This window comes from Wolbachia pipientis, from assembly GCF_023661085.1.
Classification (GTDB): domain Bacteria; phylum Pseudomonadota; class Alphaproteobacteria; order Rickettsiales; family Anaplasmataceae; genus Wolbachia.
This window is the reverse complement of sequence record NZ_JAHDJT010000152.1, coordinates 1-2,358: the sequence shown is the minus strand read 5'-3', so window position 1 is coordinate 2,358 and position 2,358 is coordinate 1. Positions and strand designations below refer to the sequence as shown.

Below are 2,358 nucleotides of genomic sequence, written 5' to 3'. Positions count from 1 at the left end.
ACTTCATGAACAAACTTAAATTTTTATAAAAATTTAAGTTTAAATCCAATATAGACAAAAGACAACTTTTTTACATAAAACATCAGATTTTGTACTGTGCAGCTAGTTTTTGAGCTATACTTCCATAAATTACTGATACACGGGGTAATTTTTGCTTTAATAGCTGCTTATTGATAGCAGAATGTATACGATCAATTACTTTAGATGAGCCTTCTGTATTACAGTTAAATAAAATAAAGAGCACTTTATTTTCGCCAATATACCCTAAAAAATCATCACTGCGGCAATTTTTGTGAAAGTGCTCTATAACAACTTTCAGTGCATTGTTCGTCTCTTCACAGTTACTATCGAAACCAATAACTCCCACAGCTACACTAATTTGATGTCGAAGAGCAAAATTTGATATAGCACGCAGCTCTAGAATAGAAGATTCGTTGTCTGGTATACCAAATAAGTCGTGGTTTTTGTACTTTTTACCCATTAGATATTCATCCTTAAATATTCCTAGCTTATGAAGTAGGCTAATGTCGCGTATCAACAGCTCATAATTAATCTTGTCATTAGTGAATTGCATGGTACGGAAAACTTTCACTTTTGCCTTGATATCCTCTCCTTTAGAGTCAATTAAGGAAAAACCTATCACTTTAGGCAATATGTCAAGTAAATCATATCCATCCTCGGCATACTCTAAATAATTTCTCACATCGTCAGCTGCTCTTGCACTTAAAATATTGATTAATGGCTTATTGAGTAAACTCTCTTTCTTGTATTTTAATAAATCCCTTGCAGCTTGATTGAGCCCTGAAATTAATACAGTTTTTCTCCTATTATCCTGACAAACAGATATCACAGCATCATCTTTCCTTCTTGCAGTTATAAAATCTTCCATGCTTTCACTCTATACAGCGTATTTATCAGTATAATCAGATTATATTAAAATTCATTTACCTATTAATATGCTTAATTAGATATAGTAGAAGTAGCTTAACGCTATAGTGCCCGTAGCTAGTTACTTTGAGGTGGTAATAAAGGTGGTTTGCCGCTTCAGTGTGTGACACACAACTATACGAACATTGTAATTCAAGCCTATCAGGAGGGTATCATTCAAGTAACCCTTTCATCCCTTTCTTGTCATTCCAGTGCCTCCTTCTACTGTCATATCAGCACCCTCTTTTTGTCATCCCAGCGCGTGACGCTGAGATCTATAGCCCCTCTGTCTGATAACTATATGTTGTTGATCCAGTTACTGTAAGATCCATCCTTTGTTTTGATTATTATTAAGAAGGGCTATGGGTTAATGGAGCAATGCTCCATTAACCAGCTGCTACATACCTAATCATGGAAAGTAAAGAGTCTTTATGTGACTCAACCTTTACTTGTTCAAGAGAAGGGTTTTCATGTTTACCTTCCACTTGCTTAGTCTTAGAAGAATTTTCATACTTACTCTTCACCTCTTCAAAAAAGTTTGATTGACCGAAAGCATACCCTACTAAATTAGCAGCGTAATATTGAGCATTACCTAAAACCGCAGAGTTAATTCGTCCTAGCATTTTTGAAGGATAATAAAGGATAATAAAAGAGAGATACGCTACTGTTTGATTGGAACTCCCTTTCATCTGTTCTATAAATAGCTTCGTGATAACCATCCATTTTATGAACAGCATATCCTTCCGGCACTGATACTCTGAGTTGTGCGCCCACGTGAGCGTAACCGAGCGAACCAGGTGATACTGCTGGCATTGGGTCTTGCCTATGCTGAGTTACTCTTATAGTTGTTTCCTGAAGAGCATCATTGTAAATTTCACTAGCAGTAAGATCGAAAACTCTCGGATCACCAAAAGTTGCAACATGAATATCTTTAGCTCCTTCTGTTTTGTTGAGACATAAAGCAGCTATTTTAGCAACGGCTCCCCCATACTATGACCTGTGAGATTAAATTTAAAATCTTTAATTTCTGACCTTGCTTTTTGGCATGAGACTTTAAGATACCATAAAGATTAGGCCATGAATCTATAAATGAGTTATAGAAACCACGATGAATCCTTCCACCTTCAGGTAAAAGTTCTGAGGTTGTGAAAGATGCATTCAAATCGGTGATTACATCATTTAAACCCCACAAGCCGTGCTTAAAACGAGTACCATGGTAAGCTATTGTTATTTCTTTACCTTTTATGAAGACATGACCAGCATCCTTTTCGAAGCTGTTTCCAAATGGAATAATTTTATAACCTTCTTCAATGAACTCAGCTCTAGTTTTATACATTTTTTGCTTTGGAAAAGCTACAAAATCTTCCTCGTCTACATTACAATCATCATCAGAATTAAAAACTGAAACTTTAGCGTGTTTTTTGCCTAATT

At 35.6% G+C, this 2,358-nt stretch carries 3 protein-coding genes and 2 pseudogenes; all 5 read right to left on the bottom strand.

Going from position 1 to position 2,358, the window contains the following annotated elements; translation table 11 throughout:
• Window positions 1–82: 82 nt before the first annotated feature.
• On the bottom strand, window positions 83–889 hold the full coding sequence (locus DM84_RS05760) for a hypothetical protein (protein ID WP_250779029.1): 807 nt from the start codon (window positions 887–889) through the stop codon (window positions 83–85).
• 424 nt (window positions 890–1,313) lie between these two features.
• On the bottom strand, window positions 1,314–1,550 hold the full coding sequence (locus DM84_RS05755; RefSeq protein WP_250779027.1) for a hypothetical protein: 237 nt from the start codon (window positions 1,548–1,550) through the stop codon (window positions 1,314–1,316).
• Complete coding sequence (locus DM84_RS05750) at window positions 1,534–1,740, bottom strand: hypothetical protein (protein WP_250779026.1); 207 nt, start codon at window positions 1,738–1,740, stop codon at window positions 1,534–1,536. The genes DM84_RS05755 and DM84_RS05750 overlap by 17 nt, the downstream gene beginning before the upstream one ends.
• Window positions 1,741–1,782: 42 nt before the next feature.
• A pseudogene (locus tag DM84_RS05745) lies at window positions 1,783–1,854 on the bottom strand (hypothetical protein); the annotation flags it as partial.
• A 43-nt stretch (window positions 1,855–1,897) separates the two neighbouring features.
• A pseudogene (locus tag DM84_RS05740) lies at window positions 1,898–2,358 on the bottom strand (hypothetical protein); the annotation flags it as partial.

Excerpts from the sequence above, each read along its gene's own strand:
- DM84_RS05760 (WP_250779029.1), bottom strand. The coding sequence starts at position 889 with ATGGAAGATTTTATAACTGCAAGAAGGAAAGATGATGCTGTGATATCT.
- DM84_RS05750 (WP_250779026.1), bottom strand. The coding sequence starts at position 1,740 with ATGCCAGCAGTATCACCTGGTTCGCTCGGTTACGCTCACGTGGGCGCA.
- DM84_RS05755 (WP_250779027.1), bottom strand. The coding sequence starts at position 1,550 with ATGCTAGGACGAATTAACTCTGCGGTTTTAGGTAATGCTCAATATTAC.